The 493-nt window shown below is 29.8% G+C and carries 1 protein-coding gene; it reads left to right on the forward strand.

All coding sequences use genetic code 11. From position 1 onward, the window contains the following. Positions 1 to 55 precede the first annotated feature (55 nt). Positions 56 to 355, forward strand: coding sequence for a DUF6520 family protein (locus Q4Q35_RS09355; protein ID WP_303277709.1), 300 nt, complete (start codon positions 56 to 58; stop codon positions 353 to 355). The last annotated feature ends 138 nt before the right edge of the window (positions 356 to 493 follow it).

The raw sequence follows: 493 nt of genomic DNA on the forward strand, positions 1-493 counted from the left end.
CTAAGACCGAAAACCTGTAAAATAGAGTAGGTCATTAATTTTAAATATCTATATTATGAAATCTAATTTTTTTAAAATCGTTTTACCAGCTTTTGCTCTTATGTTAGCTATCACAGCTTCTCTTGCTTTTACGCCTGCGGATAGTTCAGAGGATCTTCTTAAAATTACCGTAGCAGAATACTCACACCCTGACACTCAAGATTGTACATTCAAAAATGAGGTTGAATGTCAATCTACAGGATCAGACATTTGCACAACTATTGTAAAAAATAATGCTGATGATAATGTTACAGTTGATTTATACTTAGTATCATCAAATTGTATTACAACTTTGTATAAATACATACCAGAATAATTTTGTAAAGATCAGGAAAAGGTGTCTATTTTTTGGACACCTTTTTTTGTACCTCTTATTTACAAAACAAGGGACCTTTTTTAGACAATCATTAGTTGATAAGAACTAATAATTATTAACTCGCGTAATTTTATGAAA

This window comes from Flavivirga aquimarina, assembly GCF_030540835.1.
Lineage (GTDB): Bacteria > Bacteroidota > Bacteroidia > Flavobacteriales > Flavobacteriaceae > Flavivirga > Flavivirga aquimarina.